The sequence below is a fragment of the Allorhizobium pseudoryzae genome (genome assembly GCF_011046245.1).
Taxonomy (GTDB): Bacteria; Pseudomonadota; Alphaproteobacteria; order Rhizobiales; family Rhizobiaceae; genus Neorhizobium; species Neorhizobium pseudoryzae.
Window position 1 is genome coordinate 3,152,038 of sequence record NZ_CP049241.1, and the last position, 25,485, is coordinate 3,177,522.

Below are 25,485 nucleotides of genomic sequence, written 5' to 3' on the forward strand. Positions count from 1 at the left end.
CCAGTCAACCTGGATCCGGCATCGGAAGACCCGTCATGGATTTCCTGCTTGTCGATCTCATGGGTAAGCCCGTCTGGATGTGGCTGACCTTCGTTTCCGTTGTTCTTCTTCTCCTCGCTCTCGATCTTGGCGTTCTTCATAAGGACAGCCGGGAAATCGGCATCAAGGAGAGCTTTGCGCTGTCTGCCTTCTATATCACGCTCGGCCTTGCCTTCGGCGGCTGGATCTGGTTCCAGAGCGGCGAGCAGGCGGGTCTTGAATACCTGACCGGCTTTGTCGTCGAAAAAAGCCTCGCGATGGACAATATCTTCGTCATCGCGATGATCTTCACCTATTTCTCCATCCCGCGCGCCTACCAGCACCGCGTGCTGCTGTGGGGCATCCTTGGCGTTATCGTTCTGCGTGGCATCATGATCGGCGCTGGTGCTGCGATTGTCGAGAACTACAACTGGGTTCTCTATCTCTTTGCGGCCTTCCTCATCATCACCGGCATCAAGATGCTGCTGACGGCGGACCAGGAATATGACGTTGCCGCAAACCCGGTCCTGAAGATCCTGCGCAAGAAACTGCCGGTGACGGACGGCCTTCGCGGCGAAAAGTTCATGGTCCGGGAAGCCGACGAGAAGACCGGCAGGCTGAAGACCTTCATCACCCCGCTCTTTCTGGCGCTGGTGATGGTGGAACTGGCCGACGTCATCTTCGCGGTGGATTCGATCCCGGCAATCTTCGCCATTACGACAGACCCCTATATCGTCTACACCTCGAACATCTTCGCAATCCTCGGCCTGCGCGCCCTGTACTTTGCCCTTTCGGCGCTGATCCACCGCTTCGCCTACCTGAAATATGCCCTCTCGGTCGTCCTGATCTTCATCGGCTCGAAGATCTTCCTCGCCGATATGCTGGGCCTGGCCAAGATCCCGCCGGTGGTGTCGCTGACGATCACGCTGGGCATCCTTGCCGCGGGCATCTTCGGCTCGCTCTGGGCGACCCGCCACGAAAAGCCGGCGGCGTCCGATCCCGCACAGTGATCAGACCCAACATAATCCCCGCGCCGGTCACCGACCGGCGCGGTTGTCGTTTGCGGCATTCCCTTCTGCGCTCAGCGGGCTAAGATCCCCTTTTCACAATGCAGAATCGGATGTTTTTCCCATGTCTCTCCCCACCGACACCGTTCTCGACCGTTTCCTCCGCTACGTGGTCATCGACACACAGTCGGACCCCACCTCTTCGGCCCAGCCCTCCACGGAAAAGCAGAAGACCCTCGGGCGCATTCTGGAACAGGAGTTAAAGGCGCTCGGGCTTGCGGATGCGCATCTGGACGAGCACGGCAATGTCTATGCGACGATCCCGGCGACGAGCACCAAGGCGGTGCCGGCCATCTGCTTCTGTTCGCACATGGATACGGCACCGGATTTTTCCGGCACCGGGGTCAAGCCGCAGATCGTCAAGGCCTACCAGGGTGGCGATATCCGATTGGTGGGTGACGAAAGCCAGGTTATCCGGGTCGCCGAACATCCGGAACTGAAGAACCAGATCGGGCATGATATCGTGACAACCGACGGCACCACGCTGCTCGGCGCCGACGACAAGGCGGGCGTCGCGGAAATCATGACGGCGGCGCAATATCTCGTCAGCCATCCGGAGATTGCGCATGGGCCGGTAAAAATCCTCTTCACCACCGACGAGGAGATCGGCCGCGGCGCCGACAAGGTGGACCTCAAGAAACTGGGCGCCGCCTTCGGCTACACGCTCGATGGCTCGACGATCGGCGAGATCGAGAACGAGACCTTTTCCGCCGATGGCGTGACGATTGCCATCAAGGGGGTCGCGATCCACCCCGGCACGGCCAAGGGCAAGATGGAAAACGCCATCAAGATCGCCGCCGATATCGTCGCCCGCCTGCCGAAGGACCAGGCGCCGGAGACGACCGAAGGCCGGCAGGGCTTCATCCATCCGGTCGGGATCAGCGGTGCCATGGAAGGCGCCGACCTCGGCTTCATCATCCGCGATTTCACCGAAGAGGGCCTCGTTGAGAAGGAAGAATTGCTGAAGGCGATCACCGAAGAGGTGATGAAGGCCTATCCCGGCTCAACCTTTACCTTCACCGTCAAGCAGCAGTATCGCAACATGAAGATCGTGCTCGACCGGCATCCGGAGGTGATGGAGAACCTGATCGAGGCGACGCGGCGCGTCGGGCTCGAACCGAAGATCACCGGCATCCGCGGCGGTACCGACGGTTCACGCCTCTCCTTCATGGGTCTGCCCTGCCCCAACATCTTTACCGGCGGCCATGCCTATCACTCGCCGCTCGAATGGGTGAGCGTTCAGGACATGGAGACCTCGGTAAAGGCGATCGTGGAACTGGTGAAGGTGTGGGAAGAACGGGCGGCGTGAACGGTTCAGCCTCAATCGTCAGTACGATACAGAAGTCGCTGTCTGATGCGAGAGGCTTGTCATGAGTGCCCCTCACCCCGCCTCGGCTTCGCTCGGCAACCCTCTCCCCTGTGGGGAGAGGAGAATAGCCGGCGCCGCGCCTCCCTTCTCCCCGCGGGGAGAAGGTGCCCGAAGGGCGGATGAGGGGGCCCGCGACGGATGGAGAATCACTCCGCGGCAAACCGGTCCACACGCACCGGTTCGTCATCGGTCGCATCAGCGGCACCGGGTGCCGTCTGCACGTCGAGATCCGGGAAGGCCACGATACGTTTGCCGGAAAAATCGGCATGCACCACGATGAGATTCTGCTCCTCGAAATAGCCGAGAAGGCGGCGGGCGCGGCGGGCCGAATGGGTTCCGTAAGCTTTAGCGATGCGCATGTCGGACGGGCAGGGCTCGCCCGTCAGTGCCGCCTTTGCCATCAGCAGGAAGACGCCCTGCAGATCGTCGGAGACGCGGGCGGAAAGCTCCAGCGCCGTCTGCCAGCCGGGGCTGGAAGCGGTATCCTCGTCCACCCCTGCCCTGGAAATAGCCACCCGCCGGCGAAATTCCGGCATCGACATCGGCTGGCCGGGAATACGGCGCATGCGGGCGCGCACCAGGAAATCCTGGTAGAGCACGGCATCGGTGCGATAGGCGGCCTGCGGATCGTCTATGATTTCGGAGAGCACCGCCGACAGCCGCTCCTCCCGCTCCTCCGGTGAAAGTTCCGGCTGCTGGGGTCTGCTTGGTTCCGGGGGTGGTGCACTCATCGCAGGCGTCGAGCGGGAAAGCTCGGCCAAGATATCGGTCGTCGGGCGCGGTGCCGGCGGGACGCGACGCACGATTGGTCGGGTGAATTCCTCCGGATCGGGCGTAAAGATCAGATCTTCGACATCCTGCGGCGCATCCGGCAGCGGCATGAGTTTTGGCGAGGACGAGCGCGCCGAAGTTTCCACATTGCCGATGACGATCGGCAGCGGGCGGCGCGACAGGGCCGGGCCGAGGGCGACGAAATTGCCGCGCTTCAGGTCGCGGAACATTTCCGCCTGGCGGCGGTCCATGCCCAATAGATCCGCGGCACGCGCCATGTCGATATCGAGGAAGGTGCGGCCCATCAGGAAGTTGGAGGCTTCGGCGGCAACGTTCTTGGCAAGCTTTGCCAGACGCTGCGTGGCAATGACGCCGGCGAGCCCGCGTTTGCGCCCACGGCACATGAGGTTGGTCATGGCGCCCAATGACATCTTGCGTGCGTCTTCCGACACGTCGCCGCCGACGGAGGGGGCAAACATCTGCGCCTCGTCCACCACCACCAGCACCGGAAACCAGTATTCGCGGTCGGCATCGAAGAGGCCGTTGAGGAAGGTGCCGGCGGCACGCATCTGTTCTTCGAGATCGAGGCCTTCGAGCGTCAGCACGCAGGAGACACGGTGCTGGCGAATGCGGGTGGCGATGCCGATCAGTTCCGCTTCGGTGCGCTCGCCATCGACGACGACATGGCCGTATTTCTCCGCCAGCGTGACGAAATCGCCTTCCGGATCAATGATGACCTGCTGCACCCACTGCGCCGATTGTTCGAGCAGGCGGCGCAGGAGATGCGACTTGCCGGACCCGGAATTGCCCTGCACCAGAAGGCGCGTGGCCAGAAGCTCCTCGATATCGAGCTTGGCCGGCTGCCCGCCGGACAGAGTTCCCATATCGATGCCTACCTGCACTGCACTACCTCGTCTCACATCTTCAAGGGTTTCGACCTATCGCACGCGGCCATGGCCCATCCGGCAGTGCTCTAGCAGATCGCCGACGATTCTGCGCGCCTTAAGAGTGCATGATCAACAGGCAATCAGCCGGCGGCGCGACGATAACCCGCGGCAAGCAGCCCAGCCCCGATCATCAGCGACCCGCCGGTGCGGTTGACGATGCGGCGCACCGTCGGCTTGCGCACCGTTTCGCGCGCCATGGAGGCGAGTAGCCCGTAAAGCGCCGCGTTCAGCGTGGCCAGCACGAGGAAAGTGACTTCCAGGATCACCATCTGCAAGGGCAGCGGATGGGTGAGATCGAAGAACTGCGGCAGGAAGGCAACGAAGAAGACGATGCTTTTCGGGTTCAGCGCGGTCACGACATAGGTATGCAGGAAGATGCGCGAGGCCGGCTCGTTCGTCTCCGCCGTCGCCTCGGCCTCCGTTGCTCCGCCGACCGGGGCACGCCAGAGCTTGATGCCGAGATAGATCAGATAGGCAGCGCCGATCCATTTCAGCACCGTGAAGGCGGAGGCCGATGCCGCGAGCAGCGCGCCGAGCCCCAGCATGGAGGCGGTCATGGCGGTGAAATCGCCGAGCGCGACACCGGCCACCGTCGCCGCCGCCACTTTTCGTCCGTGCGAGAGCGCATAGGAGATGACAAGCAGGATGGTCGGCCCCGGAATGGCGAGCATCACGGCAGAAGCGGCCACAAAGGCCAGCCAGTTCTCAATCGGCATCGGCATCATCCCCATTTCCGTCAGACCCTGAGCAAGCCACCGATCAAACGACTTGGCAAGCGGGTTTCACTATAGAAGAACGGACATGGCCGGAGAGGGCCAGAGCGGCACAGGAGATTGATGGATGGCACGATCGGACCGGATTCTGCTGCTGTTGCAGACACTCAGGCAACATCGTCATCCGGTCCGTGGTGAGCATCTTGCCGAAGAACTCGGCATTTCCCTGCGTACCGTCTACCGCGACATTGCGACGCTGCGCGCACAGGGGGCCGATATTCGCGGTGAACCGGGACTGGGTTACGTGCTGAAATCCGGCTTCCTGCTCCCCACCATGATGTTTTCGGAAGAAGAACTGGAGGCGCTGATTCTCGGCACGCGCTGGGTGGCGGCCCGTGGCGACGGCGATCTCGCCAGGGCGGCGAACACCGCACTCACCCGTATTACCGCCGTGCTGCCACAGAGCCTGCGCACGCAACTTGACGAAAACCAGTTGCTCATCGGCCCCTCGCCCGCAGAGACGCCTTTCTTGGCGGATCTCAAGCCGCTGCGCGAGGCCATCCGGCACGGTCGAAAGCTTGGCTTCAACTATACGGATCTTTCCGGTGCCGTGACGGAGCGCACCGTCTGGCCTTTTGCGCTCGGCTATTTCGATCAGGTCCGCGTCCTGATTGCCTGGTGCGAGACCCGCGAGGATTTCCGGCATTTCCGCGCCGACCGCATCGACAATCTCCGCCAGACCGGCGAGCGCTATCCGCGGCGCAAGGCCGTGCTTCTGCAGGAATGGCGGGCTCTGCAGAAGCACGGTGAAGCAACGCGCGCTGCTGACAGGATCTGACAGCAGCAGGCGGTAGATCTGCGGACCTCAACAACACGGAGCCCCGCCCATGAAACCCGCAAACTTCATTCTTCTCTACGTCGACAGCGTTGCCGAAAGCTGCCGCTTTTACCAGACGCTCCTCAACACGCAGCCGGTCGAAGCGTCGTCCACCTTCGCGATGTTCGTCCTTCCCGGCGGCTTCAAGCTGGGACTCTGGGACAAGCGGGGCGTCGAGCCCGCCCCATCCGGCGCAACCGGCGACAGCGAGTTCGTCTTTTCCTGCGAGACCGACGACGAGGTGGACGCCGTTCATCAGGATTGGCACAACAGGACCGTGACGATCCTGCAGGCCCCGACCACCATGGATTTCGGCCGCACCTTTACGGCTGCCGATCCGGACGGACACCGCATCCGCGTCTATCACGTGGCGGACAATCCAGTCTGAACCGGCACCGTCATTGTGTCGCCTGCCCCTTCAACAACCGGTCACCCCTCCCGCCGCCTGTGCGACGGGAGGGGTGACTGTCGATCAGCGAACCTCCTGCGAGGGAGGCGCGCGGGTCACAGGCGGAATCCCAGCCAATAGACCAAAGGCTCCTTGACCATCCGATACTCCCGGGAGAGTTCGTTGTCCGGCACGCCGATATCGCGCAGCATGCGGTCGGAGAACTGCCGCAGATCGTTGCGGCGGCGGCGCTCCTTGAGAGCCGATGCGACAAGCGCGCGTGCCACGCGCCAGAAGCCGTATTCGCGATGCAGACTGCCGACAGCATCGACAACCACAGAGTGCATTCCAGACATGAGTCTTCATTCCCGCGGCGTCACAGCGGCGGGTCCTTTTTCGGGTTTGGGAAAACGCGCGGAAAGGCATGGTGACGTCACGCGGACGCGCACGATGGTTTCGTAACGTTAGTCAGTTGAGGTTAGAACGCCAACAGGCTGGGAAATCAGGCGGAATAGGCCTGACGATGGCCGCACTCAAATGTGCCGGATAGCACCTGTGCTCGAATGGCCATATGTCCGCCAGAAAGGCGCATCTGCGGGGTAAAATCAGTCATGGTGCGCCTCCTTTCTCGTCAAGAGTTACGGACGAGAGGAAGGTGGCACAGGCTTCTGTGCCTCGCAAGACTACAATCTGCATTTGCAAGAAAACAGCGAATACTGTTGCATCTGCGCCACAATGTCGCAATGTCTTATAAAGTCCGCAAGCCGAACCCTTGCATCAGCCGTCTCGTGGAAAAATCCGGCGCTTCGGAGGTAAAGACGGCAAAATCATACGCGTCCGGGTGATCGGCATGATCAGCCGCCGGCACCAGGCGCCGCGCCTGGCGGGCAATCGCTTCAGCCGGGTCCAGCCAGTCCACCGGCCAGGGTGCCAGCTTGCGGAAGAGATTGGCCATGAACGGATAATGGGTGCAGGCCAGCACCACGATATCGGTCCGTGCGCCGTCCTTCTCAACAAAACACGGTCCGATCTCGGCTCTAACGGCGTCGTCGGAGACGGTTTCGCCGCGGATATAGGCTTCCGCCATGCGGGCCAAGTTTTCCGAGCCGACCAGGCGGACATGGCATTGGCTGGCAAAGGACTGGATGAGATCACGCGTATAGGCACGTTTGACGGTGCCGGGTGTGGCGAGCACCGAGACGAGGCCGGAGCGGGTGCGTTCCGCTGCCGGCTTGATCGCCGGCACCGTGCCGACAAAGGTCATCTGCGGAAAGGCGGCGCGCAGGTCGGCGCCTGCGAGCGTGAAGGCCGTATTGCAGGCGATGATGCAGATTTCCGGCGCGTATCGCTGCAGAAGATTGGCAAACAGCGCGAGAATGCGCGCCTTCAGCGCCTCCTCCTCCCAGCCGCCATAGGGGAAACCGGCATCATCGGCCACATAGATGAAACCGCGCTCGGGCATCAGCACACGCGCCTCCCGCAGCACCGTCAAGCCGCCGATGCCGGAATCGAAGACCAAGACCGGCTTCAGATCAGCTTTTGCCGTCGCTTCCATGCCCGCCGTTTCCATGCCCATCGTCCCCCGTGTCCTCGGCTTGTGGCTTGCGCCCCCTCGGCCAGCGGCGCTGGAACTGATCGAGCGAGGAGATCACGCCGCGCAGCACGCTGATTTCCGGTTCGGTGAAACCCGGCCGGGAAAGGACGGCGCGGAGATTGTCGATCATCTTCGGCACTTTTGTGGGCGGATGGAAATAATTGCGGGCATCCAGCGCCTCCTCGATCTGTTCGAAGAAACCGAAGAGCTGTTCCTTCGTCGCCGGTTTCTGGTCCACCGCCTGGAAGGGTGTCGCGGCCTCATCCTCCATGCCGCTCTTCATCCACTCATAGGACATCAGCAGCACGGCCTGGGCGATGTTGAGCGAGGCAAAGGCGGGGTTGACCGGAAAGGTGACGATCTCGTCGGCCAGCGCCACCTCTTCGTTGGTGAGGCCCCAGCGCTCACGACCGAACAGAATGCCGGTCCGCTCACCGGCGGCGAAGCGCTGGCGCAAGGTTTCGGCGGCCGTCACCGGCGAGCGCACCGGCTTGAAACCGTCGCGCTGACGGGCGGTGGTGGCATAGACGAAGTTGAGATCCGTCAGCGCTTCCTCCAGCGTGGCGAAGACCTTGGTTCGCTCGATCACGTGATCGGCCTTCGCGGCGGCGGCCTGCGCCTTTTCGCTCGGCCAGCCATCGCGCGGGTTAACGAGACGCAGTTCCGCGAGACCGAAGTTCGCCATGGCGCGGGCCACCATGCCGATATTCTCCCCGAGCTGCGGCTCGACCAGAATAATCGCCGGGCCTTCGGCCAGAAGTTCGCGATCGCTGTTGGTTCCTGCCATGATCTTTACCTGCGGTCTTGCGGACATGAGTTTTGCGGGCCTCACTGGCACAGGCACCGGCAAAAATCAAAGCTTGCCGTGGCACATCACGCACAGTCTCAATTCGCGGCAAGCGCCTTGAACTGCTGGCGCAGGGAAAGTGCCGTCTTGCCATCCTCGCCGATGTGGCGGATGTCATCGACAAAATACCAGGGCGCCGGGTCACCGACGCCTTCCTGCACGAGATCGAAATCGACCTTGGATTTTGCCTTGTTGCCCATGCACTGGAAGGCGCTGAACTCGACGCGCACCGTCAGGCGGTTGCCCTTCTGCGGGCCAGGCTTGTAGCTGACATTCTTGACGGGGCAATGGTCCTGCCCGCCGATCACCGGCTCGAAGTCCAAGAACATCTGTTCGTCGTTCGCCTTCATCTTCAGCACGGCGGCGACGAGATCGCGGGTAAAGGCGACGCTGTAGAGCGCCATCAGGGAATCCGGGTCGAAATACTCCGCCTTGCCCTTGGCTGCCACTTCCATGACTGCCTTGACCGGATCGAGCGGTTCGTTGGCAAGGACGGGCTGCGCCGTCGCCAGCATCAGGGCGGCAAGGCTGAGGCATTTCATGAGCATGTTTCCCCCTTTGCTCATTCTGATGGATCATCGATGGGACGCCAAGCGCACCCCCGCCCGTGGCGCCTTACTGCCCGCCCTTGGCGATCGCCTGCATCTCCGCCAGCACCGAATCGCGCTCGCCATCGGCGACACGATGGATATCGTCGATGACCGGCTTTCCGTCCTCGACCAGCACGTCGAAATGAACCTCCGAGACGGAGTTCTTGATCTGAGGCTCGTCGATGCAGGTCCACATCTTGAAGGTGACGGTGACATCCGTCATGCCGTCCTTGACGGCGCCCGGCACGATCTTGATGTCTTCCAGCGGGCAGCCATCCTGCGAATTGGTGACGACGTCATAGCCGAAGGGATCGCCGGGTTCGTTGTTTTCCGTGTCATAGGCCGGATGTTTGGCCGCCTCCTTGTAGGCCGCCTGGAAGCGCTTGCTGTAAAGGCCAGTCAGCGGTGCCGGATCGAAGATGTACTTCCATTCGGCATCCACCGTGCCCCAGTTGTATTTGGTCATGTCCATGACCTGTTTGACCGGAGCAGTGACATCGGCAGCGGATGTGGCCGCGGCGAAAAGAGCAAGCCCGAGGGCGAGCGGCATGGGGCGCAGGAGACGGCGCATGGCGGATGAAGAATCCTTGTTGAGTTGAAGGCTGAGATTATCCGCCGCAAGCGGTTTGGCAATGGCAAATCTGGCAACACGCCTTTGCGTTCTCTCACGGCAATGCTATAGCGCTCGGGACTTCCGTCCACCCTACCGGGGGCTTATGGCCCCCGCCCATGCAAGAGGCAGATACATGAAGAAGATCAAGGTCGCCAACCCAGTCGCCGATCTCGACGGCGATGAAATGACGCGCATCATCTGGCAGCTTATCAAGGACAAGCTGATCCATCCGTATCTCGACCTCGACATCGATTATTACGACCTTTCCGTCGAGAACCGCGACGCGACCAACGACCAGGTGACGATCGACGCCGCCAACGCCATCAAGAAGTACGGCGTCGGCATCAAGTGCGCCACGATCACGCCGGACGAAGCGCGCGTGAAGGAATTCAACCTCAAGCAGATGTGGAAGAGCCCGAACGGCACGATCCGCAACATCCTCGGCGGCGTCATCTTCCGCGAGCCGATCATCTGCAAGAACGTTCCGCGCCTGGTTCCCGGCTGGACGCAGCCGATCGTCGTTGGCCGCCACGCCTTCGGTGACCAGTACCGCGCCACCGACTTCAAGTTCCCGGGCAAGGGCAAGCTGACCATCAAGTTCGTCGGCGAAGACGGCCAGGTGATCGAGAAGGAAGTCTTCGACGCCCCCGGCGCCGGCGTGGCCATGGCCATGTACAACTTGGACGAATCGATCCGCGAATTCGCCCGCGCCTCGATGATGTACGGCCTGATGCGCAAGTGGCCGGTCTATCTCTCGACCAAGAACACCATCCTGAAGGCCTATGACGGCCGCTTCAAGGACATCTTCGAGGAAGTCTATGAGGCCGAGTTCAAGGACCAGTTCAAGGATGCCGGCATCACCTACGAACACCGCCTGATCGACGACATGGTCGCTTCCGCGCTGAAGTGGTCCGGTGGCTACGTCTGGGCGTGCAAGAACTACGACGGCGACGTCCAGTCCGACACGGTTGCACAGGGCTTTGGTTCGCTCGGCCTGATGACCTCGGTTCTTCTGACGCCGGACGGCAAGACGGTCGAAGCCGAAGCCGCGCACGGCACGGTGACCCGTCACTACCGCCAGCACCAGAAGGGCCAGGAAACCTCGACGAACTCGATCGCCTCGATCTTCGCCTGGACCCGCGGCCTCGCACACCGCGCCAAGCTTGACGACAATGCAGACCTTGCCAAGTTCGCAGCGACGCTCGAAACCGTCTGCGTCGCAACCGTCGAAGATGGCTTCATGACGAAGGATCTGGCGCTCCTGATCGGCCCCGATCAGCCGTGGCTCTCCACCACCGCCTTCCTCGACAAGATCGACGAGAACCTGCAGAAGGCCATGGGCGCCTGAGCCCATCCACTGCGATGAAACATGGAAACCCGGTCGCCCTCGCGGCCGGGTTTTTCTTTGGCGACTTGTCTCTTGTCATTCGCGCGCGATCGCGCCATCATAAGAACATAAAAAGAACATTCTGGAGGACAACATGACATCGCTGGTGCTTTACACGAACCCCATGTCGCGCGGCCGTATCGCCCGCTGGATGCTGGAAGAAGTTGGCGTTCCCTACGAGGTGAAGGTCGTCGCCTACGGGCCGCAGATGAAGAGCCCCGATTATCTCGCGATCAATCCCATGGGCAAGGTCCCTGCCCTGCAGCACGGCGACAACGTGGTGACGGAATGCGCCGCGATTATCGCCTATCTTGCCGACGTGTTTCCGGAGGCAAATCTCGCACCGAAGACCGAAGCGGAGCGCGCCGCCTATTACCGCTGGATGTTTTTTGCCGCGGGTCCGCTGGAAGCCGCCGTCACCAACCGCAGCCTCGGCGTCGTCATCCCGGACGACAAACGCGGCATGGTCGGTTACGGCAGTTATGAGAAGGTGATCGATACAATCGAAACCGCCCTCTCGAAGACGGCCTACATTGCCGGCGACCGGTTCACCGGCGCGGATGTTTATGTCGGTTCGCATCTGATGTGGGGTATGCAGTTCGGCATGCTCGAAAAGCGCCCCGCCTTCCAAGCTTATGTGGCAAGCCTGATGCAGCGACCGGGTCATCGTCGCGCGGCGGAACTAAATGAGGCGCTCGCTGCTGCGCAGCAATCGGGCTGAACCGGTTGCAGAAACGCCTTTGATGTTGGATGCCGGGCCGGCTCATGGTATTGAGCCGGCCCATGACACAGATCTCTTCAAAACCCGTTCACGTGGTCGGCGGCGGCCTTGCCGGCTCCGAAGCCGCCTGGCAGCTGGCAGAAGCCGGCACCCCCGTTATCCTGCACGAGATGCGCGGCGTGCGCGGCACGGATGCGCACAAGACCGATGGCCTGGCCGAACTCGTCTGCTCGAACTCCTTCCGCTCCGACGATGCAACGGCCAATGCGGTTGGCGTCATCCATGCGGAGATGCGACTGGCAGGCTCGCTGATCATGGCCTGCGCCGATCGTCATCAGGTTCCAGCCGGCGGTGCGCTGGCGGTCGACCGCGACGGTTTTTCCGAGGCCGTCACACAGGCCCTCCAGGCCCATCCGCTGATCACCGTCGTTCGCGAGGAAGTGCAGGGCCTGCCGCCGGCGGATTGGGGCCTGACGATCCTGTCCACCGGGCCGCTCACCTCCGCATCGCTCGCCGCTGCGATCCAGGCGGAAACGGGCGAGGATTCGCTTGCCTTCTTCGATGCGATTGCGCCGATCGTGCACCGCGACTCCATCAACATGGATATCTGCTGGTACCAGTCGCGTTATGACAAGGTCGGCCCCGGCGGCAACGGCAAGGACTATATCAACTGCCCGCTCGACAAGGCGCAGTATGACGCCTTCGTCGATGCACTGATTGCCGGCGACACCGTCGGCTTCAAGGAATGGGAAGGCACGCCCTATTTCGACGGCTGCCTGCCGATCGAAGTGATGGCCGAGCGTGGTCGCGAGACGCTGCGCCACGGCCCGATGAAGCCGATGGGGCTCACGAATGCCCATAACCCGACCGTGAAAGCCTATGCGGTCGTGCAGCTTCGCCAGGACAATGCGCTCGGCACGCTCTACAACATGGTGGGTTTCCAGACGAAGCTGAAATACGGCGCGCAGGCGGAAATCTTCCGGATGATCCCGGGGCTTGAGAATGCCGAATTTGCCCGTCTCGGCGGCCTGCACCGCAACACCTATATTCACTCCCCGACGCTGCTTGACCAGAGCCTCAGGCTGAAATCGCGGCCGGCGCTCCGGTTTGCCGGACAGATCACCGGCTGCGAGGGCTATGTCGAAAGTGCCGCCATCGGCCTCCTGGCCGGCCGGTTCGCCGCTGCCGATGCGCGCGGAGAGACCCCTTCGCTGCCGCCGGCGACGACAGCGCTCGGTTCTCTGCTCAACCATATCACCGGCGGCCACCTCGTCTCCGACGACGAACCGGGCAAACGCTCGTTCCAGCCGATGAACGTCAATTTCGGCCTGTTTCCGGAGCTGGCGCCAGGCTCCATCGTCAAGCCGGAAGGCGTCAAGCGCTTTCGCGGCAAGGACAAGACGGCGATGAAGCGCAAGCTTCTGTCACGCCGGGCGCTGACGGACTGTGCAGGATGGCTGGGCGTGCCGGCACCCACATTCGCGGACGAGTCAGACGCGACCGTCGCCGAGCTCGGTGTGAGCGCCGCCGAGTAGGTGGCGTTCGTCCGGGCCGATATAGTTGCCGAGCAGCCAGAGCGACACTTCCGCGGCTTCCGCCGCGGATGAAAACACGTAGTCGCCGCTCTGGGTCGATGCGTCGAGAAAATCCACATGAAAGCCGCGGCCGTTGCCCAGCGGCATGACCCGGACGCGGCCGGGCTCGATCAGATGGCAGGCATAATGCGCACCGTAATTGCGCATGAAGCCGGCCTTGTTATCGTAAAGACGCACGAAGACCGCATTGCCGCTTTCGGTGACATGCAGGCTGCGGATGGCTTCCGTCGGATAGGCGCGGCCGAACTCGATGATGGCGAGCCCCGCATCGTGGCGGTCGAGCTCATCGCGATCCTTGCTCATGCGCGTGGCATAGTAGCCCGTTGCAACGACCAGCACGGCAATGATCGACCATACGACAAGGCTCACCAGATCACCCTTTTTCTAACCTTCGCGCCTGCTCATTATCGCGTGAGGCTTGCGCGAATGTGACTCTGGAGAAATGGGCCTAGAGACGCTTGAGGGCAAGGGTGCGCAGCATGCGCAACTGCCGGCGCCATTGCGGCGCTTGCAAGGTTCCACGGAGCGCCTTCTCCGGCGCACGGGCGGCCGCCTGCAGAACCGGTTCGGCAATTGCCACCGGCAGGAAGGCCGACAGGAGAGCGGCAGGAATGCCGCCTGCCCGCTTCGCTTTCGACAGATGGTCGAGACCAAGCCCGGCAAACGCCTCGATCGCCGCCCGATGCTGCGGGCCTTCGGGTTCCGCCAGAAACGTATCGCGGTCCAGTCCCGTGGCGGACAAGATATCGAGCGGCAGATAGACCTGCCCGCGCTTGCGATGCAGCGGCAGCAATAGCAGGATCCCGGCAATTGCCTGGGCGACGCCCGCATGACCGGCCGTCTCCGCTTGCTGCATGGCCGCTGGCGCGTCCAGAACAAGACCGGCTAGCTGGATCAACGCGGCTGCCGTCTCACCGGCATAGCCTTCCAGCGCGTTGCGATCCGGCATCGGATCGTCATAGAGATCGAAGATGCGCGCCTCGGTCATGTTGGCCAGCACGTCGCGCGGCAGACGATAGGTGTCGATGGTGGCAAGCAGACCGGCGGCAATCGGATTGGCGTTCGATTCGCCCTCCGCCGTGCCGGAGAGGAGGTCGCGCCACCACTGCAGACGGATTTCGCCGGCCAAAGGCTGGTGGATCACGTCGCGGATGCGGGCGATTTCGGCGTGGAAGGCATAGAGTGCGGCAAGCGGGCCGCGCATGTCCGCCGGCGACAGAAGACAGGCGAGATAACGGTCGCGGTCGGTCTCCCGCAACGTCGAAAGGCAGATGTCCCAATGGTCTGCGGCACCTGCCGTCACGGCATCCTTCTCCGCTTCTGTCACGATCAGACGGCGATGAGAGCCGCAGCCACCGGCCGCGATTCTCCCAGCATGATATTGTACGTGCGGACAGCCGCTCCGGTTCCCATGGGGTCCGACGATATTCCGCGGCTGCGCATGGCCGCCTTCAGTGCTGCGGGCAGCGGGCGGATGTCCTTGCCCGTGCCGACCAGCAGAAACTCGATCTCGCCTGCCTCGTCCAGCACCCGCTGGAAGGCTTCCACCGTCAGCGCATCGCCTTCGGTCAGATCCCAGCCGTAAACGCCGCTCGGCAAGAGCAGCAGGGAGCCGCGATGCGACATGTCGGCAAACCGGAAGCCGCCATCGCCATAGGTATCAATCGGGACGCGTCCTGGAAAATGCGCGTCCCGGATATGGGTCGGGCGAGCCACGATCAAGCGCTCGGCTTGCCGTCAGGCAAAGCCGCACCCTTCTTGGCCTTGTCCTCTTCCTTGTCGAAGGTATCGGTGCGCAGCTTGAAGGCGATCAGAACCGGGGCGGCAATGTAGATGGACGAGAAGGTACCGACGGCCACGCCGAACAGCATGGCGAAGGTGAAGGAACGAATGACTTCGCCGCCGAAGATGTAGAGCGCACCCAGCGCAATCATCGTCGTCAGGCCGGTCAACACGGTTCGCGACAGCGTCTGGTTGATCGAGATGTCGATCAGTTCCGTCAGCGGCATCTTCTTGTAGCGCCTGAGGTTCTCGCGCATTCGGTCATAGACGACGACCGTATCGTTCAGCGAATAGCCGACGATCGTCAGAATGGCCGCGATACTTGTCAGGTTGAACTCGATCCCCGTCAGCACGAAGATCCCGATCGTCAGGATCACGTCGTGCATGGTCGCGATGATCGCACCCACGGCAAACTGCCACTCGAAGCGAATCCAGATATAGACCAGGATAAACAGCAGCGCGACGCCAACGCCAAACGTTGCCGAATAGGTCAGCTCGCTCGAAACGGCCGGCCCCACCACTTCAACGCGGCGGAATTCGTAATCCTGCTCCAGATCATTGCGGATCCGCTCCAGCGCTGACTGCTCGGCATTTTCGCCCCCGCCCTGCGCCTGCACGCGCACGAGCACTTCCTGGGGCGACCCGAAACCCTGGGCCTGGACATCGCCGAGATTGAGCTGGTCGAGACGCGAACGAATGTCGGCAATGTTGGCGTCACCCTCGCGCGACTTCAACTCGATGATCGAGCCACCACGGAAATCGATGCCGAGGTTCATGCCGACCGACGCAAAACCAACAACCGACGCGATCGACAGAGCCGCCGCCGCCAAGAAATTGTACTTGCGGATCGACATGAACGGCAGGCCGCGTCCATCAAAGATCCCGGTGCGGATGCCCTTCGGCAGTTGCTTCGGCTTGGCGCGCTTGACCCACAGCGAGAACATCCAACTGGTGAAGGTAAAGGCCGTGAAGACGGTGGTGACGATACCGACGGCGAGTGTCACGGCAAAACCGCGGACCGGGCCGGACCCTAAGTAAAACAGCACAACGGCGGCGATCAGGGTCGTCAGGTTGGCATCGATAATCGTCGCAAAGGCCCGCTTGAAGCCGCTGTCGATAGAGGGCAGCAGCGAACGGCCCGACTTCACCTCTTCGCGGATACGCTCGTAGATAAGGACGTTGGAATCGACCGCCATCCCCATCGTCAGCACGATACCGGCAATCCCGGGCAGCGTCAGGGTCGAGCCGATCAGGGTCAACGTCGCGAGAATGAGGACGATGTTCACGGCGAGCGCCAGGTTGGCGAGCAGGCCGAAGAAGCCGTAGAAGGCGAACATGAAGCCGGCAACGGCGACGGCGCCGATGATGCTGGCAACGACACCCGCCCGGATCGAGTCCGCACCAAGGCCCGGACCGACCGTCCGTTCTTCCACCACCGTCAGCGTGGCCGGCAGCGCACCGGCGCGCAGAAGCACTGCAAGATCATTGGCGGACTGGACAGTGAAGTTGCCGGAAATCTGACCCGACCCACCCACGATCGGCTCACGGATCACCGGGGCCGAAATGACCTGATTGTCGAGAACGATGGCAAAGGGACGCCCTACATTCTGCTGCGTCGCCTGGGCAAAACGCTGCGCACCGCGGCTGTCGAAGCGGAATGTCACGACCGGTTCGTTGGTCTGCTGGTTGAAGCTCGCCTGCGCATCGACGAGACTTTCACCCGACACGAGCGCCCGGCGCTCGATCAGGTAGGGAACCGGCGGATCGTCCATCGAGTACATGATTTCGGAGCTGGCCGGCGGACGTCCGTTCAGCGCCTCCTGCACCGGCATCGACGAATCCACCATGTGGAATGTCAGCTTTGCCGTCTGGTTCAGCAGCGCCTTCAAACGCTGCGGATCCTGCAGGCCCGGCACCTGAACGATGATGCGGTCGTCGCCCTGACGCTGGATCAGCGGCTCGGTGGTGCCGAGTTCATCGACACGACGACGCACGACTTCGATCGACTGCGTCAGCGCGGACGACACACGGTAACCGATACCGGCATCCGTCAGCGTCAACTGCAACAGGCCGTTGCCCTCGTCAGAGAGGGAGACTTCCGTCACCGTGCCGCCGAAGGTGCCGGCCGAAACCGGCTGCAGCAGCGGATTGAGCGCCTGCTTCGCGGCCTCGACCTGGGCAGGATCGGTGATCCGCACCTGGATCTGCTGGCCCGTGCCGCTCAGGCCGGTATAACGGACATTGGCTTCGCGCAGCGTGTTGCGCACGTCGCCAACCACGGTTTCCAGGCGTTCCTTGATGATGTCCGCACGCTCGAGCTTGAGCATGATGTGCGAGCCGCCCTGAAGATCAAGCCCGAGCGTGACCTTCTTGGCGGGGAACCAACCAGGGAGCTTTGCCAACTGCTCATTGCTGAGAATGTTCGGTGCCGCGACGATGGCGCCAACGGCGATGACGAACCAGATGAATAGGGTTTTCCAGCGGGAGAAGTATAGCATTTCGCTCTCGATACCTGGCGTGATCTCAAAGCGCCGCCTGTTGGGCGGCGCCGGACCTTAAGACTTGGCGGCTTCGGTCTTGACCGGCTCGCCCTTGACGCGAACCTCGGCCACATAGGTGCGCAGCACGCGAACCTTCACGCCTTCGGCGATCTCGACGTCGAGTTCGGAGTCATCGATGACCTTGGCGACCTTGCCGGTAATACCGCCGCCGAGCACGACCTGATCACCACGACGGATGTTCGAGAGCGTTTCCTGACGCTTCTTCATCTGCTGGCGCTGCGGCCGGATGAGGAAGAAGTACCAGACCACCATCAGAGGGGCGAAAAGGAAAAGCATTTCCAGGCCGGAGCCGAAGGCAGACGGTGCTGCACCCTCGGTTTGGGCGAATGCTTCAGTAATGAACATCGAGAACTCCCAGAGATTGCGGTTACGGAGGCAGCCCCCGTTTCAAGCCGCCGGAATATAATTGCGAACGGTCGGAATGCAACAGACACTCGGCCGCGAGCGTACCGATTTGCGGCGTCTTACCCTTTCGATTGGCAAAAGGCCATGCTAGGCGGCAGAAAAACGGAGGCGGCACGGGCCGCCGCACGCGGGAGAAGATGATGACCGTCGATACAACCGCCCTGCTGCTGGCCGAAGTGCGCCGTCTGACTGACGCCGTCGAGCGTCTGGCAGGCCCTGCACCCGCGCATAATGACCTCGACGCCGCCGATTGTTTCGTCTGGGTGCCGGCAAACCGCTTCCTGCAGCCCGTGGCGAAACCGAACCGGGTGGCGCTCACGCTGATCCGCGGCGTCGATCACGTTCGCGACATCCTGCACGAAAACACGTTGCGCTTTGCCGAAGGTTTTGCCGCCAACAATGTTCTCCTGTGGGGCGCACGCGGCATGGGCAAGTCCTCCCTCGTCAAGGCCGTGCATGCCGACGTGCGCGCCGCGACCGGTGCAAAGCTGAAACTCGTCGAGGTGCACCGTGAGGAGATCGGCACCCTGCCCGGCCTGCTCGATATTCTCAAAGCCTCCGACTGCCGGACGATCGTCTTCTGTGACGACCTGTCCTTCGACCACGATGACACGGACTACAAGTCGCTGAAGGCAGCGCTTGACGGCGGGATCGAGGGGCGTCCGGACAATGTGCTGTTCTATGCGACATCCAACCGGCGCCACCTCCTGCCGCGCACCATGATGGAGAACGAGCAATCGACGGCAATCAATCCGTCGGAAGCGGTCGAGGAAAAGGTCTCTCTCTCGGATCGATTCGGGCTGTGGCTCGGCTTCTACAAGTGCAACCAGGATGATTATCTGGCGATGATCGATGGTTACGCCGAACATTTCACCCTCGGCCTCACCCGGGAGCAGTTGCATCGCGAAGCGCTGGAATGGGCAACCACCCGTGGCGGGCGGTCCGGGCGTGTGGCCTGGCAATATATCCAGGATCTCGCGGGGCGCCTGCGCAAGCCTCTCTCACGAGACTGAACGGACGATAAGCAGAATACAAAAGAGCCCGGCACATGGACCGGGCTCTTTCGCATTCCCCATACGCACTACAAATCGAGGAACGTGATCTCTGACGGGCGGCGCTGAAGGCGCCGACTATTCGAGGAAGGTCATCGGGTTGACCGGCGTTGCGTCCTTGCGCACCTCGAAATGCACCTGCGGGCGCTTGGCATCACCGCTCATGCCGGAGGTCGCAATCGTCTGGCCGCGCTGGACCTTCTGGCCGCGGGTGACGGAAATGTTGGCGGCATGGCCGTAAACCGTGACCTTGCCGTCGTCGTGGCGCACGAGCACGGTGTTGCCGAGCTGCTTCAGGCCGTTTCCAGCGTAAATGACCACGCCGTTTTCCGCAGCCTTGATCGGCGTGCCTTCCGGAACCGAAATGTTGATGCCGTCATTGCGGCTGCCTTCGACGTTCTGGCCGTAGGAGGCAATCACCGCACCGGTGACCGGCCAGCGATACTTGCCGATGCCCGTGGCGGACGGAGCGGCGACATTCACGTCGGACTTCTTTTCGACATCCGTCAGGCTGGAGGTCTGGGCCGACGGTTTTTCGGCCGCGGCGGGAGCCGGCGTGTTGGGTTTTACCGCAACCTGTTCCGCCTTCGGCTGGGCTGCCGGTGCCGCCGGTGCCGTCTGCGGAATGGAGGCGGTCTTGACGTCGTCACCCACGGGCGAGCCAACCTTCAGGGTCTGGCCAATGCGGATATTGCCGTCCTTGATGCCGTTCGCGGCCTTCAGCTGATCGATCGGCGTCCGGGTTTCGCGGGCGATCTTGGCAAGCGTATCGCCGGCCTTGACGGTATAGGTGGCGGTGCCGTCCGGCTTCGGTCCGCCTGCGGGCGGCACGACCTTTGCGGCTTCCGGATGCGACTTGTCGCGCACGGCCGGTGTCGGCAGCATGGCGACCTTGTCCTGCTGCGGCTGGGCCGGAACCGGCCGGTCGTTGGTCTTCGACAGATCCACATCGCCTGCCGCACTGCGGGCTCTGTTGCCGCCAGCATAGGTGGGGATGACGGCGATCTGGCCGGGGGTCAGCGCACCGCCATTGGCGCGCAGTATTTCCCGTTCCGGCACGCCATAACGAGCCGAAAGAGTGGCCGCCGTCTCACCGGGGCGCAGTGTCACCTTCGGCGCATTGGCCGTCGACCAGCCGGTCGCACCGGTGGAACCGGTCGTGACCTTGTCGGGATTGACGACGGCCGGCCGAACCACGGCGGCCGTCTGCTGGGCTGCGGGAGCCGGCATCGGCTGCGAAAGGGCTTCGGCGCGGGACTGCGGATCACGGCTTGGCGCGACCGGGGCTGCACCGGGCGCCGCAAGCGATGCGCGCTGGACGGAGACAGGCGCCACAGCGGACCGGGCCGGCGAGGTTTGCGCAGCGGTCGGATAGCTGGGTGCCGGGCTTGCCTGAGGATAGGATTGCGCCATGGCGGCGCCCCGCGACGGGTAATCGGTATTGACCGCGTTTCCGACATCCTCCGTCGGCACAGGCGCACGCCCATACGCGCCAAGCCCCTGCCGCTGCGGGATGGAGGCGGTCGTCAGATTATCATGATCGGAGAAAAGTCCGCCAAAGCGCGTCGCATCCGAACTGCAACCAGCGACGGTACTGGCCAGCAAAGCCGCCACGGCAATGCGTACGGCTGACTTCTTCATTTTCGATGAACTGTTCACACGCATGACTCGACCTACACGACGCAACCAAAGTACGAGTCATTAAAGCGCGTTAGTCTTACCGCCCGGTTAAGACGCAGCGGATTGCGTCATTTTCTTCGCAAATCGCTAACCATGAGCCCACGCAGGACAGCGGCGATCACAAATGCGCCGCCATGTGCGAAACCAGCGGCAGGTAGGGAACGGGAAACAGATCCTCGCGCTCGAAACGGCTGCCGGTCTTGGTCAGCCGCACCATCATGCAGGTCTCGTTCTCCAAGAGGAGAGGTGCCACCATGGAGCCGCCATGCACCAGCTGCTCGGCATAGAATCGCGGCATGGTGGAGAAGGCGGCGGTGACCAGGATGCGGTCGAACGTCCCCTCACCCGGCATGCCGTTGCTCCCATCCGCCTGGCGGATGATGATGTTGCGTAGCCCGAGCGCATCCATGCGGCCCTGGGCTCCCGCGACCAGCGTCCGGTAGCGCTCGACCGACAATACGCGCTCGGCAATCCGGCCCATGACCGCGGTCATGAAGCCGCTGCCTGTGCCAATTTCGAGCACGCGATGGCCGGGCTTCACCTGGAGGCGCGCAAGAATCCGCACCGCGAGATCGGCCCCTTCCATGAAGGACCCGCAATCGATCGGGATGGTTCGGCTGGAATAGGCATCCGCGGAGAACTGCGGCGGCACGAAGTGCGACCGTGGAGTCTGTTCGGTCGCCGTCAGAAGGTCGAGATCCGTCAGCCCCTCGCCCCGCAGCCGAAGCACGAGCGCGGCAAACCCTTCCTTCTCGATCATGCCTGATTTCAAGCAGGCTCTCCCAGCGCATGGGCAACGGCATCGATCGCGGCGTGATCGGTGAGGTCCAGTTTCAGGGGCGTCACGGAAATGCGGTTGGCGCGCACGGCATGAATGTCGGTGCCGGCCGCGAACTGGCCGCTGCGATCGCCGAAGCGCAGCCAGAAATAGGGATTGCCGCGGCCATCCTGGCGCTCATCGACGACCAGCGCGAAATCCGTTTTGCCCTGCGCCGTCACATCGGTTCCCTCGACGGCATCGACTGCGCAGGCCGGGAAGTTGAGATTAAGGAAGGTGCCGGCGGGAAGCTCCGTCTTCATCAGGCGGCGGATCAGCGCCGGCGCGTGGGTCTCGGCCACATCCCAGGGAATGCTGCGTTTGCCGTCCGCATAGGAGACCGCCTGGCTCAGCGCGAGCGACCGCACCCCCTGGATCGTTCCTTCGATCGCCCCGGCAATCGTGCCGGAATAGGTGACGTCGTCGGCAATGTTGGAACCGGCATTGATGCCGGAGAGGATCAGGTCGGGTTTCAGATCCAGCACGTGCCGGATGCCCATGATGACGCAATCGGTCGGCGTGCCACGCACCGCAAAGTGCTTGTCCGAAACCTGCCGCAGCCGCAGCGGCTCCGACAGCGTCAGGGAGTGGGCAAGGCCGCTCTGGTCGGCCTCCGGAGCGACGATCCAGACATCGTCGCTCAGGGTTCGGGCAACACGCTCAAGCACCGCGAGGCCCTCGGCGTGAATGCCATCATCATTGGTCAGCAGAATCCGCATCGGTCCTCACGCGCTCCGTTCGATCTTGGTCAGACCTCCCATATAGGGCAGCAGAACCTCCGGCACGGTGACGGAACCGTCTTCGTTCAGATAATTTTCGAGCACCGCGATCAGGCAGCGACCGACGGCGGTGCCGGAGCCGTTCAGCGTATGCACGAAACGTGGCGCCTTTTCGTCCTTGACGCGGTAACGGGCATTCATGCGCCGCGCCTGGAAATCGCCGCAGACGGAGCAGGACGAGATTTCGCGGTAGGTGTTCTGCCCCGGCAGCCAGACTTCGAGGTCATAGGTCTTGCGGGCGCCAAACCCCATGTCGCCGGTGCAGAGAGTCATGGTGCGGAAATGCAGGCCAAGGCGCTTCAGCACCTCCTCGGCACAGGCCGTCATCCGCTCATGTTCGGCAATCGAGCTTTCCGCATCGGTGATCGAGACCAGTTCGCACTTCCAGAACTGGTGCTGGCGCAGCATGCCGCGCGTATCGCGGCCGGCAGAGCCTGCTTCCGACCGGAAGGACGGCGTCAGCGCCGTAAAGCGCAGCGGCAGCTTTTCCTCGTCCAGAATTTCCTGGGAGACGAGGTTGGTCAGCGTCACTTCCGCCGTCGGGATCAGCCAGCGGCCATCGGTGGTCTTGAACAGGTCCTCGGCGAATTTCGGCAACTGGCCGGTGCCGTACATGGCCTCATCGCGCACCATCAGCGGCGAGGAGACCTCGGTATACCCATGCTCCGTCGTGTGGAGATCGATCATGAACTGGCCGATCGCACGCTCAAGCTTGGCGAGTTGCCCCGTCAGCACCGTAAAGCGCGAGCCGGACAGTTTCGACGCCCGGTCGAAATCCATCATGCCGAGCGCTTCGCCGATCTCGAAATGCTCCTTGGCCGGATGGTTCCAGCGCGGCTTTTCGCCGACGACGCGGGCAACCACGTTGTCGTGCTCGTCCTTGCCGGTCGGCACATCATCGAGCGGAATGTTGGGAATGCGCGACAGCACGTCATCGAGGGCGGCAATCGCCTCGCGCTCCTGCTGTTCGATGGCCGGCATGGTGTCCTTGAGGCTCGCCACTTCCGCCTTCAGCTTGTCGGCCAGCTCGGTATTCTTCTGCGCCATGGCCGCGCCGATTTCTTTGGACGCGGCGTTGCGGCGGGACTGCATATCCTGCAGCGTCTGGATGACGGCGCGGCGGGTCTCGTCGAGCTGAATGATGGCCTCGGCCTGAGGCTCGGCGCCCCGCTTGGTGAGCGCCGCATCGAGAGCCGCGGGGTTTTCACGTATCCACTTGATATCCAGCATCGTCGTTCCAGATTGCCTGCGTTGGGCCGCAGAGAGAACCGGCGGCCGAAAGATTGATGTCCCGACCCAGAACCCGGTTCTGCCGGAACGAATGCTACGTCTGGTCCGGATTCGCCACGGATGAACCGGCTTCGGCCTCAACGGCGGCCTCTTCGGTCGCACGTTTGCGCTCCACGAGTCGGGCAGCGTAGATGGAAATCTCGTAGAGAAGGATGGTCGGCAGCGCAAGGCCGATCTGAGACATCGGATCGGGCGGCGTCAGGACGGCGGCGACCACGAAAGCGATGACGATCGCATATTTCCGCTTCTCGCGCAGCCAGTCGCTGCTGAGAATACCGACCCTTGCCAGAAGCGTGGTGACGACCGGCAACTGGAAGACCAGGCCGAAGGACATCACCAGCGTCATGATCAGCGACAGATATTCCGACACCTTCGGCATCAGCGAGATCGCAACTTCACCTTCCCCCGGCGCCTGCTGCATGGCGAGGAAGAACCACATCACCATCGGCGTAAAGAAGAAGTAGACGAGCGCGCCGCCGAGCAGGAAAAGCACGGGCGAGGCGATCAGGAACGGCAGGAAGGCCGCGCGTTCGTTTTTGTAGAGGCCGGGCGCCACGAACTTGTAGAGCTGCGAGGCGATGATCGGGAACGCGATGACCAGCGCACCGAACATTGCAACCTTCACCTGCGTGAAGAAGAATTCCTGCGGCGCCGTGTAGATCAGCTCGGATTTCGCGAGATCGAGCCCGGCCCAGACCACCGCCCACTTGTAGGGGACGACGAGCAGGTTGAACAACTGCTTGGCAAAGAAGAAGCAGACCAGGAAGGCCACAAAAAACGCCGCCAGCGACCAGATCAACCGCGTGCGCAGCTCGATCAGATGCTCGATGAGCGGCTGGGGCTTGTCTTCGATTTCGCCGGTCATGCGTTATCCTTGGGGGTCGCCGGCTTCTTGCGGGCGCGGGTCGCGGGCTTGGCGGTGACGGCCGGAACGACGGCAGTCTCCTCGGGCTTGGCCAGGGCGCGGGTTTTATGCCGTGCCGGTTTGGGCGCGGAAGCCGCAACATCAGCTTCAGCAGCGGCGCCCTTCGGCTTGCGCGGGGCGCGCGGCTTTTTCTGAAGCGGCTGATCACCGCTTGCGGGTGTCGCCTCAGGCGCCGCCTGTGTGCCGGAAGCGGCCACAGGTTGCGGAGCGGCTGTTGCGGGCGTGGCTGGCGCCGAACCGGAGGCCTGTGCCGCGACGGGCGCTGCGGACACGGCCGCAGGCGGGCTGTCCGGCAACGAAAGCTCCGGCTTCGGCAGCAGGTCCTCCAGCGACGAGGCAGATGCCCCCTCGCCTTCGGCCTTGGTCTCCGTTGCCGTCAGAGGCGGCATCGCCGTTGCCTTCTGGAGATCGTTGCGGATCTCGTTGCCCATGTCGCGCAGCGGATTGATCGCCTCGCGAATGGCATTGGCCGGGTGGAAGCGCTGTGCATCAGAGATCGTCTGGCGCACATCGTCCATGTCAGCTTCCCGCAGCGCCTGATCGAACTGCGTGCGGAAATCGCCTGCCATCTTGCGGAGATTGGCCGTCATCTTGCCAAATGCCCGCAGCATCGGCGGCAAGTCCTTCGGCCCGACGACGACGATCAAGACGACCGCGACAACTAGAAGCTCGGTCCAGCCGATATCCAGCATAGGTT

At 62.7% G+C, this 25,485-nt stretch carries 26 protein-coding genes; 8 read left to right on the top strand and 18 right to left on the bottom strand.

Annotated elements, in window-relative coordinates:
- Positions 1-35: 35 nt before the first annotated feature.
- Together G6N78_RS15290 and pepT are read left to right on the top strand one after the other, a co-directional pair.
- A complete protein-coding gene (locus G6N78_RS15290) occupies positions 36-1,028 on the top strand; it encodes a TerC family protein (protein ID WP_165219922.1) in 993 nt (330 codons plus the stop codon).
- Positions 1,029-1,149: 121 nt separating this feature from the next.
- Positions 1,150-2,394: a peptidase T gene (pepT, locus tag G6N78_RS15295; protein WP_165219924.1), complete on the top strand. Its 1,245-nt coding sequence runs from the start codon at positions 1,150-1,152 to the stop codon at positions 2,392-2,394.
- Positions 2,395-2,600: 206 nt separating this feature from the next.
- Here the strand turns inward: pepT and G6N78_RS15300 are convergent, their stop codons facing one another.
- Both G6N78_RS15300 and G6N78_RS15305 read right to left on the bottom strand, forming a co-directional pair.
- Positions 2,601-4,127, bottom strand: coding sequence for a helicase HerA domain-containing protein (locus tag G6N78_RS15300; RefSeq protein WP_165219926.1), 1,527 nt, complete (start codon positions 4,125-4,127; stop codon positions 2,601-2,603).
- 125 nt (positions 4,128-4,252) lie between these two features.
- Entirely contained in the window at positions 4,253-4,888 is a 636-nt protein-coding gene (locus G6N78_RS15305) for a LysE family translocator (RefSeq protein WP_165219928.1), read from the bottom strand.
- A 124-nt stretch (positions 4,889-5,012) separates the two neighbouring features.
- On the opposite strand from G6N78_RS15305, the gene G6N78_RS15310 reads away from it, so the two are divergent.
- The gene (locus tag G6N78_RS15310) at positions 5,013-5,723 is read left to right on the top strand and encodes a helix-turn-helix transcriptional regulator (RefSeq protein WP_165219930.1); all 711 of its coding nucleotides are present in this window, start codon (positions 5,013-5,015) and stop codon (positions 5,721-5,723) included.
- 49 nt (positions 5,724-5,772) lie between these two features.
- Positions 5,773-6,150, top strand: coding sequence for a VOC family protein (locus G6N78_RS15315; protein WP_165219932.1), 378 nt, complete (start codon positions 5,773-5,775; stop codon positions 6,148-6,150).
- A gap of 116 nt (positions 6,151-6,266) precedes the next feature.
- Here the strand turns inward: G6N78_RS15315 and G6N78_RS15320 are convergent, their stop codons facing one another.
- The 5 genes from G6N78_RS15320 to G6N78_RS15340 all read right to left on the bottom strand — a co-directional run bounded on the left by G6N78_RS15320 (position 6,267) and on the right by G6N78_RS15340 (position 9,752).
- Positions 6,267-6,506, bottom strand: coding sequence for a DUF1127 domain-containing protein (locus G6N78_RS15320; RefSeq protein ID WP_165219934.1), 240 nt, complete (start codon positions 6,504-6,506; stop codon positions 6,267-6,269).
- A gap of 392 nt (positions 6,507-6,898) precedes the next feature.
- Complete coding sequence (gene murI, locus G6N78_RS15325) at positions 6,899-7,705, bottom strand: glutamate racemase (protein WP_165221869.1); 807 nt, start codon at positions 7,703-7,705, stop codon at positions 6,899-6,901.
- Positions 7,683-8,531 (bottom strand): RNA methyltransferase, encoded by an 849-nt coding sequence (locus tag G6N78_RS15330; RefSeq protein WP_165219936.1) that lies wholly within the window; start codon positions 8,529-8,531, stop codon positions 7,683-7,685. The genes murI and G6N78_RS15330 overlap by 23 nt, the downstream gene beginning before the upstream one ends.
- 98 nt (positions 8,532-8,629) lie before the next feature.
- Positions 8,630-9,139, bottom strand: coding sequence for a hypothetical protein (locus tag G6N78_RS15335; protein WP_165219938.1), 510 nt, complete (start codon positions 9,137-9,139; stop codon positions 8,630-8,632).
- Positions 9,140-9,206: 67 nt separating this feature from the next.
- Positions 9,207-9,752 carry a hypothetical protein gene (locus G6N78_RS15340; protein ID WP_234905814.1) on the bottom strand — a complete coding sequence of 182 codons (546 nt, stop codon included), beginning with the start codon at positions 9,750-9,752 and terminating at the stop codon, positions 9,207-9,209.
- 175 nt (positions 9,753-9,927) lie between these two features.
- On the opposite strand from G6N78_RS15340, the gene G6N78_RS15345 reads away from it, so the two are divergent.
- From G6N78_RS15345 to trmFO, 3 genes are all read left to right on the top strand, one after another.
- Positions 9,928-11,142 (top strand): NADP-dependent isocitrate dehydrogenase, encoded by a 1,215-nt coding sequence (locus G6N78_RS15345; protein ID WP_165219940.1) that lies wholly within the window; start codon positions 9,928-9,930, stop codon positions 11,140-11,142.
- A 133-nt stretch (positions 11,143-11,275) separates the two neighbouring features.
- Positions 11,276-11,902, top strand: coding sequence for a glutathione S-transferase family protein (locus G6N78_RS15350; RefSeq protein ID WP_165219942.1), 627 nt, complete (start codon positions 11,276-11,278; stop codon positions 11,900-11,902).
- 62 nt (positions 11,903-11,964) lie between these two features.
- The gene (gene trmFO / locus G6N78_RS15355) at positions 11,965-13,437 is read left to right on the top strand and encodes a methylenetetrahydrofolate--tRNA-(uracil(54)-C(5))-methyltransferase (FADH(2)-oxidizing) TrmFO (protein ID WP_165219944.1); all 1,473 of its coding nucleotides are present in this window, start codon (positions 11,965-11,967) and stop codon (positions 13,435-13,437) included.
- On the opposite strand, the gene G6N78_RS15360 is transcribed toward trmFO, so the two are convergent.
- The 5 genes from G6N78_RS15360 to yajC all read right to left on the bottom strand — a co-directional run bounded on the left by G6N78_RS15360 (position 13,393) and on the right by yajC (position 18,185).
- The gene (locus G6N78_RS15360; RefSeq protein ID WP_165219946.1) at positions 13,393-13,866 is read right to left on the bottom strand and encodes an immunoglobulin domain-containing protein; all 474 of its coding nucleotides are present in this window, start codon (positions 13,864-13,866) and stop codon (positions 13,393-13,395) included. The two genes, trmFO and G6N78_RS15360, sit on opposite strands and share 45 nt — an antisense overlap.
- A 79-nt stretch (positions 13,867-13,945) precedes the next feature.
- A complete protein-coding gene (locus G6N78_RS15365) occupies positions 13,946-14,800 on the bottom strand; it encodes a phytoene/squalene synthase family protein (protein ID WP_165219948.1) in 855 nt (284 codons plus the stop codon).
- A gap of 26 nt (positions 14,801-14,826) precedes the next feature.
- On the bottom strand, positions 14,827-15,213 hold the full coding sequence (locus G6N78_RS15370; protein WP_165219950.1) for an Mth938-like domain-containing protein: 387 nt from the start codon (positions 15,211-15,213) through the stop codon (positions 14,827-14,829).
- Between the two features lie 2 nt (positions 15,214-15,215).
- Positions 15,216-17,777, bottom strand: coding sequence for a protein translocase subunit SecDF (secDF, locus tag G6N78_RS15375; RefSeq protein WP_165219952.1), 2,562 nt, complete (start codon positions 17,775-17,777; stop codon positions 15,216-15,218).
- A 57-nt stretch (positions 17,778-17,834) separates the two neighbouring features.
- A complete protein-coding gene (gene yajC / locus G6N78_RS15380) occupies positions 17,835-18,185 on the bottom strand; it encodes a preprotein translocase subunit YajC (protein WP_165219954.1) in 351 nt (116 codons plus the stop codon).
- Between the two features lie 200 nt (positions 18,186-18,385).
- Here yajC and G6N78_RS15385 point away from each other — a divergent pair, with 200 nt between their 5' ends.
- Positions 18,386-19,258 (top strand): ATP-binding protein, encoded by an 873-nt coding sequence (locus G6N78_RS15385; protein WP_370691443.1) that lies wholly within the window; start codon positions 18,386-18,388, stop codon positions 19,256-19,258.
- Positions 19,259-19,375: 117 nt separating this feature from the next.
- On the opposite strand, the gene G6N78_RS15390 is transcribed toward G6N78_RS15385, so the two are convergent.
- The 6 genes from G6N78_RS15390 to tatB all read right to left on the bottom strand — a co-directional run bounded on the left by G6N78_RS15390 (position 19,376) and on the right by tatB (position 25,480).
- The gene (locus G6N78_RS15390) at positions 19,376-20,962 is read right to left on the bottom strand and encodes a peptidoglycan DD-metalloendopeptidase family protein (protein ID WP_165219958.1); all 1,587 of its coding nucleotides are present in this window, start codon (positions 20,960-20,962) and stop codon (positions 19,376-19,378) included.
- A gap of 133 nt (positions 20,963-21,095) precedes the next feature.
- Positions 21,096-21,737, bottom strand: a complete 642-nt coding sequence (locus tag G6N78_RS15395) for a protein-L-isoaspartate(D-aspartate) O-methyltransferase (RefSeq protein ID WP_370691526.1) — start codon at positions 21,735-21,737, stop codon at positions 21,096-21,098.
- Between the two features lie 8 nt (positions 21,738-21,745).
- Complete coding sequence (gene surE, locus G6N78_RS15400; RefSeq protein WP_165219962.1) at positions 21,746-22,513, bottom strand: 5'/3'-nucleotidase SurE; 768 nt, start codon at positions 22,511-22,513, stop codon at positions 21,746-21,748.
- Positions 22,514-22,519: 6 nt separating this feature from the next.
- Positions 22,520-23,803 (bottom strand): serine--tRNA ligase, encoded by a 1,284-nt coding sequence (serS, locus tag G6N78_RS15405; protein WP_165219964.1) that lies wholly within the window; start codon positions 23,801-23,803, stop codon positions 22,520-22,522.
- A 94-nt stretch (positions 23,804-23,897) separates the two neighbouring features.
- Positions 23,898-24,728: a twin-arginine translocase subunit TatC gene (tatC, locus tag G6N78_RS15410; RefSeq protein WP_165219966.1), complete on the bottom strand. Its 831-nt coding sequence runs from the start codon at positions 24,726-24,728 to the stop codon at positions 23,898-23,900.
- Complete coding sequence (gene tatB, locus G6N78_RS15415) at positions 24,725-25,480, bottom strand: Sec-independent protein translocase protein TatB (protein WP_165219968.1); 756 nt, start codon at positions 25,478-25,480, stop codon at positions 24,725-24,727. The genes tatC and tatB overlap by 4 nt, the downstream gene beginning before the upstream one ends.
- Positions 25,481-25,485 lie beyond the last annotated feature (5 nt).

Coding starts and splice junctions, on each gene's coding strand:
- G6N78_RS15290 (WP_165219922.1), top strand. CDS start 36: ATGGATTTCCTGCTTGTCGATCTCATGGGTAAGCCCGTCTGGATGTGG.
- pepT (WP_165219924.1), top strand. CDS start 1,150: ATGTCTCTCCCCACCGACACCGTTCTCGACCGTTTCCTCCGCTACGTG.
- G6N78_RS15305 (WP_165219928.1), bottom strand. CDS start 4,888: ATGCCGATTGAGAACTGGCTGGCCTTTGTGGCCGCTTCTGCCGTGATG.
- G6N78_RS15310 (WP_165219930.1), top strand. CDS start 5,013: ATGGCACGATCGGACCGGATTCTGCTGCTGTTGCAGACACTCAGGCAA.
- G6N78_RS15315 (WP_165219932.1), top strand. CDS start 5,773: ATGAAACCCGCAAACTTCATTCTTCTCTACGTCGACAGCGTTGCCGAA.
- G6N78_RS15320 (WP_165219934.1), bottom strand. CDS start 6,506: ATGTCTGGAATGCACTCTGTGGTTGTCGATGCTGTCGGCAGTCTGCAT.
- murI (WP_165221869.1), bottom strand. CDS start 7,705: ATGGAAGCGACGGCAAAAGCTGATCTGAAGCCGGTCTTGGTCTTCGAT.
- G6N78_RS15330 (WP_165219936.1), bottom strand. CDS start 8,531: ATGGCAGGAACCAACAGCGATCGCGAACTTCTGGCCGAAGGCCCGGCG.
- G6N78_RS15335 (WP_165219938.1), bottom strand. CDS start 9,139: ATGCTCATGAAATGCCTCAGCCTTGCCGCCCTGATGCTGGCGACGGCG.
- G6N78_RS15340 (WP_234905814.1), bottom strand. CDS start 9,752: ATGCGCCGTCTCCTGCGCCCCATGCCGCTCGCCCTCGGGCTTGCTCTT.
- G6N78_RS15345 (WP_165219940.1), top strand. CDS start 9,928: ATGAAGAAGATCAAGGTCGCCAACCCAGTCGCCGATCTCGACGGCGAT.
- G6N78_RS15350 (WP_165219942.1), top strand. CDS start 11,276: ATGACATCGCTGGTGCTTTACACGAACCCCATGTCGCGCGGCCGTATC.
- trmFO (WP_165219944.1), top strand. CDS start 11,965: ATGACACAGATCTCTTCAAAACCCGTTCACGTGGTCGGCGGCGGCCTT.
- secDF (WP_165219952.1), bottom strand. CDS start 17,777: ATGCTATACTTCTCCCGCTGGAAAACCCTATTCATCTGGTTCGTCATC.
- yajC (WP_165219954.1), bottom strand. CDS start 18,185: ATGTTCATTACTGAAGCATTCGCCCAAACCGAGGGTGCAGCACCGTCT.
- G6N78_RS15385 (WP_370691443.1), top strand. CDS start 18,386: ATGACCGTCGATACAACCGCCCTGCTGCTGGCCGAAGTGCGCCGTCTG.
- G6N78_RS15390 (WP_165219958.1), bottom strand. CDS start 20,962: ATGCGTGTGAACAGTTCATCGAAAATGAAGAAGTCAGCCGTACGCATT.
- G6N78_RS15395 (WP_370691526.1), bottom strand. CDS start 21,737: ATGATCGAGAAGGAAGGGTTTGCCGCGCTCGTGCTTCGGCTGCGGGGC.
- surE (WP_165219962.1), bottom strand. CDS start 22,513: ATGCGGATTCTGCTGACCAATGATGATGGCATTCACGCCGAGGGCCTC.
- serS (WP_165219964.1), bottom strand. CDS start 23,803: ATGCTGGATATCAAGTGGATACGTGAAAACCCCGCGGCTCTCGATGCG.
- tatC (WP_165219966.1), bottom strand. CDS start 24,728: ATGACCGGCGAAATCGAAGACAAGCCCCAGCCGCTCATCGAGCATCTG.
- tatB (WP_165219968.1), bottom strand. CDS start 25,480: ATGCTGGATATCGGCTGGACCGAGCTTCTAGTTGTCGCGGTCGTCTTG.